Annotated in this window: 7 protein-coding genes and 1 pseudogene; 7 read left to right on the top strand and 1 reads right to left on the bottom strand. The window is 72.4% G+C overall.

Going from position 1 to position 6,949, the window contains the following annotated elements:
- From WBN91_RS23410 to map, 6 genes and pseudogenes are all read left to right on the top strand, one after another.
- Positions 1 to 129 (top strand): annotated as a pseudogene (locus WBN91_RS23410) (flavodoxin-dependent (E)-4-hydroxy-3-methylbut-2-enyl-diphosphate synthase); the annotation flags it as partial.
- Positions 130 to 178: 49 nt separating this feature from the next.
- Positions 179 to 1,033, top strand: a complete 855-nt coding sequence (locus WBN91_RS23405; RefSeq protein ID WP_337726241.1) for a GNAT family N-acetyltransferase — start codon at positions 179 to 181, stop codon at positions 1,031 to 1,033.
- A 22-nt stretch (positions 1,034 to 1,055) separates the two neighbouring features.
- Positions 1,056 to 2,849 carry a penicillin-binding transpeptidase domain-containing protein gene (locus WBN91_RS23400; RefSeq protein ID WP_337726240.1) on the top strand — a complete coding sequence of 598 codons (1,794 nt, stop codon included), beginning with the start codon at positions 1,056 to 1,058 and terminating at the stop codon, positions 2,847 to 2,849.
- 33 nt (positions 2,850 to 2,882) lie between these two features.
- Positions 2,883 to 3,158 (top strand): type II toxin-antitoxin system Phd/YefM family antitoxin, encoded by a 276-nt coding sequence (locus tag WBN91_RS23395; RefSeq protein ID WP_337726239.1) that lies wholly within the window; start codon positions 2,883 to 2,885, stop codon positions 3,156 to 3,158.
- Positions 3,155 to 3,550, top strand: a complete 396-nt coding sequence (locus WBN91_RS23390) for a type II toxin-antitoxin system VapC family toxin (protein ID WP_337726238.1) — start codon at positions 3,155 to 3,157, stop codon at positions 3,548 to 3,550. The genes WBN91_RS23395 and WBN91_RS23390 overlap by 4 nt, the downstream gene beginning before the upstream one ends.
- Before the next feature lie 57 nt (positions 3,551 to 3,607).
- Positions 3,608 to 4,465, top strand: coding sequence for a type I methionyl aminopeptidase (gene map / locus WBN91_RS23385; RefSeq protein WP_337726237.1), 858 nt, complete (start codon positions 3,608 to 3,610; stop codon positions 4,463 to 4,465).
- Here the strand turns inward: map and WBN91_RS23380 are convergent.
- On the bottom strand, positions 4,452 to 5,159 hold the full coding sequence (locus WBN91_RS23380) for a hypothetical protein (protein WP_337726236.1): 708 nt from the start codon (positions 5,157 to 5,159) through the stop codon (positions 4,452 to 4,454). The two genes, map and WBN91_RS23380, sit on opposite strands and share 14 nt — an antisense overlap.
- Before the next feature lie 7 nt (positions 5,160 to 5,166).
- Between WBN91_RS23380 and WBN91_RS23375 the strand changes: the two genes are divergently transcribed.
- Complete coding sequence (locus tag WBN91_RS23375; protein WP_337726234.1) at positions 5,167 to 6,732, top strand: cobyric acid synthase; 1,566 nt, start codon at positions 5,167 to 5,169, stop codon at positions 6,730 to 6,732.
- Positions 6,733 to 6,949 lie beyond the last annotated feature (217 nt).

Genomic DNA, 6,949 nt, shown 5'->3' with positions numbered 1-6,949 from the left:
AAGGGCAAGGTCATCAAGACCGTCCCCGAGCACCAGATCGTCGAGACCCTCATCGAGGAGGCCATGCGCATCGCCGAGGAGCTGGGCGAGACCGCGGGCGACGGCGAGCCGGTGGTGACGGTCGGCTGAGCGGGTGGCGGACGCGCGTGGAATGGTGTCCATCTGGCAGGCTTGAAGCGTGCTGAGGTTGGCTGGCGCGCGTGTGCTGGACGAGCGGGACCTGAACGAGGTCCTCGCGGTGCTGGCTGGCGACCCGGTGGCCACGTGCATGGTGGCCGCCCGGGTCGAGGTCGCCGGGTTGGACCCGTGGCGGCTGGGCGGCGAGGTGTGGGCTTACGACCACCGCTCGCTGCGCGGCGCCCGGCTGGACGCCCTGTGCTTCGCCGGTCCGAACCTCATCCCGCTGTGCGGCAACGCGTCCGCCATCCGCAGCTTCGCCGACCGCGCGCGGCGGCGGGGCCGCATGTGCTCGTCCCTGGTCGGTCCCGCCGAGCAGGTGCTCGCGCTGTGGGAGGAGCTGGCCCCGGACTGGGGTCCGGCCCGCGAAGTGCGCGGTGACCAGCCGCTGATGGCGCTGGGCCGCACGCCGTCGGTGGCGCCGGACCCGCTGGTGCGGCCGGTGCGCCCGGACGAGCTGGACCGGTACCTGCCGGCGGCGGTGGCCATGTTCATCGAAGAGGTCGGCGTCGACCCGTGCGCCGACGATGGCGGCGCGTCCTACCGGGCGCGGGTGGCCGAGCTGATCTCCAGTGGCCGCGCGTTCGCCCGGTTCGAGGGCGGGGACGTGGTGTTCAAGGCGGAGATCGGGGCGATGTCGAACAAGGTCGGCCAGATCCAGGGCGTGTGGGTGCGGCCGGACCGGCGCGGGCACGGCATCGGCACCGCCGGGACCGCCGCGGTCGCCGAGCGGCTGGTGCGGGGGCTGGGCCGAACCGCCTCGCTGTACGTGAACAGCTACAACGAGGTCGCGCGGGCGGCCTACCGCAGCATCGGGTTCACCCAGGTCGGCCAGTACGCGACGGTGCTGTTCTAGCCACCGGGCATACTCACCTCCCGTGACCCTCCGGACTGCCCTGGCCGTGGTGGCGCTCCTGGTGCTCAGCGGATGCGGCCTGTTCTCCTCCAAGCCCGGTCCCGACCAGATCGCCGGCGACTTCCTGGCCAAGCTCGCCGCGGGGGACGTCGACGGCGCGGTGGCGCTGACCGACGATCCCGGCAAGGCCAAGGAGCTGGTCGAGAAGGTGCGCGGCGCCCTGAAGCCCGCCGCCGTGCGCGCCTCCGTCGAGCAGGTGCGGTCCTCCGGCGAGTCGTCGGCGGCCGACGCCACGGCGAAGCTGGAGTGGGAGCTGGCGCACGGCCGGGTGTGGTCGTACCAGACCAAGTTCGACCTGCGCCGCGAAGAGGACGCGTGGAAGGTGCACTGGGCGCCGTCCGTGCTGCACCCGAAGCTGGCCGCGCAGCAGTCCATCGGGGCGTCCGAGGTCAAGCCCGCGCTCGCCCCCGTCCTGGACCGCGAGGGCACGCCCCTGCTGTCACCCGAACAGGTGGTTTCGATCCTGCTGGACCCGGCGCAGGCCGGTGACGTGGGCGCGGTCGCCGGTGCGCTGGGCGCGGCCTTGGGCCGGATCGACCCGGCCATCACGGCGGCGTCGATCACCGACGGCGTCGGGAAGGTGCCCGCCGGGCAGGTGTACCAGGTGGCGGCGTTGCGCGACGCCGACTACCAGAGCGTGAAGCCGGAGATCTACGAGCTGCCCGGGGTGCGGTTCACCTCCCAGACCAGCCTGCTCGCGCCCGCGCGGGACTTCGGCTCGCAGGTGCTGCCCGCCGTGCGCAAGGCGGTGGAGGAGGAGATCGCGGGTCGGGCCGGGTTGCGGATCTACACCGTCAACGCGGCCGGCGACGAGGTCGAGGACCTGCACGAGGTGGCGCCGGAGCCCGCCGAGGCCATCTCCACGGGCCTGAGCCGGGCCGTGCAGACCGCCGCCGAGGACGCGCTCGAACCCATCGCGGAGCCCGCGATGCTGGTCGCGCTGTCCGCGTCGACCGGCGACGTGCTGGCGGTGGCGCAGAACAAACCCGCCGACGAGCAGGGCGCCATCGCCCTGACCGGCCGCTTCCCGCCGGGGTCCACGTTCAAGATGATCACCGCGGCGGCGGCGGTCGAGGCGGGCGTCCCGGCGGACTCGCCCCAGCCGTGCCCCGGTCGCATGACGATCGACGGTCGCCGGATCGTGCCCAACGACAAGGAGTTCGACAAGGGCACCATCCCGCTGCACTCGGCGTTCGCGTTCTCCTGCAACACGACGTTCGCGAAGATCGCCTCCGAACTGCCCGCGGACGCGCTGACCAAGCAGGCGGAGAAGTTCGGCCTGGGCGTCGACTTCGAAATCCCGGGCATCACCACCATCACCGGCTCGGTGCCCGCCGCCACGGACGTCGTCGAGCGCGCGGAGGACGGCTTCGGCCAGGGCAAGCTGCTGGCGAGCCCGTTCGGAATGGCCCTGGTGGCGGCCACGGCGGCCCACGGCACCATGCCCACGCCTGCGGTCCTGAAGGGCCGGGAGACCAAGGCGAACCTGAAGCCGACCGCCCCTTCGCCGGCGGTGCTGGAGCCACTGCGGGCGATGATGCGCGAGGTGGTCGAGTCGGGGACGGCTCCGCAACTGCGGCCGTACGGGGATGTGCGGGGGAAGACGGGGACGGCCCAGTTCGGCGACGGCACCAACTCGCACGGCTGGTTTGTGGGGTACCGGGGCGACGTGGCCTTCGCGACGCTGTTGCTGGGCACGAACACGTCCGCTCCGGCGGTGGACGCGTCGGCCCGGTTCCTGAAGGCGCTGGGCTGAATGGAGCAACATCAATGTGATACCATGTGATACATGGAGCGCATCGGGCTTCGCGAACTCCGGCACCACTCCACCGACTACGTGCGGCGGGCGCAAGCCGGCGAGCGGATCGCCGTGACCGACCACGGCCAGGTCGTCGCGCACATCGTCCCCCCGGACCCTGAGGCTTCGAGCCTTTGGGACGAGCTGGTGGCCAACGGTGAAGTGCTGCGCGGCCGTGGCGGCCCGCTCCCGGAACCGCTGCCGCCGACGACCGGCACGCCGTTGTCCGAGGTGTTGCGCCAGATGCGGGAAGACGAGCGCTGGTGATCTACTTCGACACCTCCGCACTGGTCAAGCTGGTGCAGACCGAGGCCGAAACGGCTGCGCTCCGCGAGTGGATCGACGCCCGGACCGGGGTTCGGCTCATGACGAGCACCCTGGCCCGGGTCGAGCTGATTCGAGCGGTGCGCGCCGAAGGCGACGCCGCCGTCCGGGTGGCGACCCGCCTGTTGGTGCAGCTCAACCAGATGCCGATGACGATGGACCTCCTCGACGCGGCGGGTGCGCTGCCGGTCCCGTTGCGGTCGCTCGACGCCATCCACTTGGCCTCGGCGCTGCGCTTGCGGAGCGAGTTGACCGCGTTCGTCGCCTACGACAAGCGGTTGCTGGCGGCGGCTGACGAAGTGGGGCTCGCCGTCGCCTCGCCCGGGGTCTCCTGACCACATTGGGGGTATACGGCGCACAGAGCGTCACGGTCACGCCGTACTGTGGAGGGCATGTCCGTGCGTGCCCCTCTTGAGCCTGGTGTGCTCTCCCCGCGTCGTCCGGTGCCCGCTGAGATCGAGCGGCCTGAGTACGTGGATCGCAAGGAGCCCAAGCGCAACACCGACCCGTGGGTGCAGCCGCCCGACGTGATCGAGGCCATGCGCGTCGCCGGGCGGTTGGCCGCGCAGGCGTTGCAGGAAGCGGGCAAGGTCATCGTGCCCGGGGTCACCACCGACGAGATCGACGCCGTCGTGCACGAGTTCCTGTGCGACAACCGCGCCTACCCCTCGACGCTGGGCTACCGGGGCTTCCCCAAGTCCTGCTGCACCTCGTTGAACGAGGTCATCTGCCACGGCATCCCGGACTCGACCGTCGTCCAGGACGGCGACATCGTCAACGTCGACGTCACCGCCTTCATCGGCGGCGTCCACGGCGACACCAACGCCACCTTCCTCGCGGGCGAGGTCAGCGACGAGGTCAAGTTGCTGGTCGAGCGCACGCACGAGGCCACCATGCGGGCCATCAAGGCGGTCAAGCCCGGTCGGCAGCTCAACGTGGTCGGCCGGGTCATCGAGTCCTACGCCAACCGGTTCGGCTACGGCGTCGTGCGCGACTTCACCGGTCACGGCATCGGCCGCACCTTCCACAGCGGCCTGGTCGTGCTGCACTACGACGCCCCGCACGTCCCCACGGTCATCGAGACCGGCATGACGTTCACCATCGAGCCGATGATCACGCTCGGCGGCATCGAGCACGACATGTGGGACGACGGCTGGACGGTCACCACCCGTGACAAGAGCTGGACCGCCCAGTTCGAGCACACCATCGTGGTCACCGAGGACGGCGCGGAGATCCTCACCGTCTGCTGAGCTCGGCCAGCAGGTCCGCCAGGGCGCCGGCGACCCGCGCGGGCTCCGACGCGGCGGCCAGGTGGTGCGCGTCCAGCGTCCGCACCGGCCACCCCAGCGTGCCCGCCTGAGCGGCGGCGTGCGCGTAGACCTCGCTGAGCTGCAAGTACGCGCACGGCCCCTGCCAGGCCACGGTCGGTCGGGGCTCCTTGAGGAACGCCAGCGGCACCTCGGGGGCCTCGGCCACGATCTCCTCCAGCAGCCGCACGTCCGGCACCATCGCCGACAGCGCCTCGGGGGCGAACCACGTGTCCCACCGGGGCATCAGGCCCTCGCGGGCGATCGACTTCAGGTGCGCCATGCGGTCGGCGGGGGCGTCGTCGCGCCAGCTCCGGCCCGGGGTGGGCAGCTCGGCGTCCACGAAGACCAGGCCGGACACCGGGGTCTCCAGGGCGTCGGCGAACGCGGGCAGCAGGGGACCCGCGCCGCTGTGCCCGACCAGCACCAGTTCGCCCTCGACCAGGGAGTCCTCCACGGCGTCGGCGAACACGCCGATGATGCGCTGGTGCACGGGCGCCGCGTTCACCGTGACCCGCAGGTCCAGCAGCAGCGTCGGGTGTCCGAGCGCGGCGAGGGCGTCGGCCAGCGGGCGCAGGCTCGCCGGACCGAGGTAGGGGCTGTGCACCAGGACGGTGGTGGCGGGCACGTCGACCATGACGTGGATGATGTCAGCCGGGACCGACAACGAGGGGACTTCGAGGACTGTGGGCGGTGCGCTGCTGGTCGCGGGCACGACGTCGGACGCGGGCAAGAGCGTCCTGGCGGCGGGGGTGTGTCGCTGGCTGACCCGGCGGGGGGTGCGGACGGCCCCGTTCAAGGCCCAGAACATGTCCAACAACTCGGTCGTCACGGTCGAGGGCGGCGAGATCGGCCGGGCCCAGGCGCTCCAGGCGGCGGCGTGCGGGCTCGAACCGAGCGTGCGGTTCAACCCCGTGCTGCTCAAGCCCGGCGGTGACCGCAGTTCGCAGGTGGTGGTGCTGGGCAAGGCGGTCGGCGAGGTGTCCGCCCTGTCCTACCGCGAGCGCAAAGCCGAGCTGATGACGACCGTCCTGTCCACTTTGGACAACCTCCGCCAGGACTTCGAGGCAGTGATCTGCGAGGGCGCGGGGTCGCCCACGGAGATCAACCTGCGGGCCAACGACATCGCGAACATGGGACTCGCCCGCGCCGCGGACCTGCCGGTCATCGTCGTCGGCGACATCGACCGCGGCGGGATCTTCGCGCACCTGTTCGGCACGCTGGCCCTGCTCGACCCGGCGGACCAGGCCCTGGTCAGCGGGTTCGTGGTGAACAAGTTCCGCGGCGACCCGGCCCTGCTCGAACCCGGCCTGCGGCAGCTGGACGCCCTCACCGGCCGGCCCGTCCTGGGCGTGCTGCCGTGGCGCGAGGAGCTGTGGCTGGACGCTGAGGACTCCCTGTCCTACACCGCCGACGGCGTGATCGGCCGGCCCGCGCCCCCGCACGGCGACCAGTGGCTGCGGGTGGCGGTCGTGCGGCTGCCGCGCATCTCCAACGCCACCGACGCGGAGGCGCTGGCGTGCGAGCCGGGCGTGTCGGTGCGGTTCGTCACCGAGCCGTCCCGGCTGGCCGACGCGGACCTGGTGGTCGTGCCCGGCTCGAAGGCCACCGCGCACGACCTGGCGTGGCTGCGCGCCACCGGCCTGGCCGACGCGATCGCCCGCCACGACGGCCCCGTGCTGGGCATCTGCGGCGGGTTCCAGATGCTCGGGCACAGGATCGAGGACGCCGTCGAGTCGCACGCGGGCACCGTCGAGGGGCTCGGCCTGCTCGACGTGGACATCCGCTTCGAACCGGACAAGACCCTGCACCGCCCGCACGGGCACGCGCTGGGCGAACCGGTCACCGGCTACGAGATCCACCACGGCCGCGTGACCCGGTCGACCGGGGAAGGCCTGATCACCCTGCCCGACGGCACCCCGGAGGGCGTGCTGTCCGGCCGCGTCGCCGGCACGCACTGGCACGGCCTGCTGGAGAACGACGGCTTCCGGCGCGCGTTCCTGCGCTGGGCGGCCGGCCACGCGGGCCGCACCGGGTTCACCCCCGCACCGGACACCGACTTCGCCGGCCGCCGCGCGGCGCAGCTGGACCTGCTCGGCGACCTGGTCGCCGACCACCTCGACACGGACGCGCTCCTCGCGCTGCTCGAACGTGGTGCTCCCACCGGACTCCGGGTCGTTCCGCCCGCGGGCGTCCCGCCGATCGCCTGACGGCGTCGCGGGCGGCGCGCGACCGCCAAGTCGCGCGGGGTGCCACCGAACGGCGTTCTCGTCGACGACCACCACCGGACGCCGCGGAGCGGGGCTGGTCCGGCCACCAAGCCGGGGCGTCCACTCACCGGTGTGCGGAGGGTCGCGCGGGCTCGGCCGCGGCGCGGAACCACTCGGGAGTCGTAGGGGCCTTAACGCTCGATCAGCGAGTCGCGGC

Source organism: Saccharothrix sp. CCNWYY140, assembly GCF_037401995.1.
Classification (GTDB): domain Bacteria; phylum Actinomycetota; class Actinomycetes; order Mycobacteriales; family Pseudonocardiaceae; genus Actinosynnema.
Note: the sequence above shows the minus strand (reverse complement) of the source record. Positions and strands in the feature narration are given on the sequence as shown.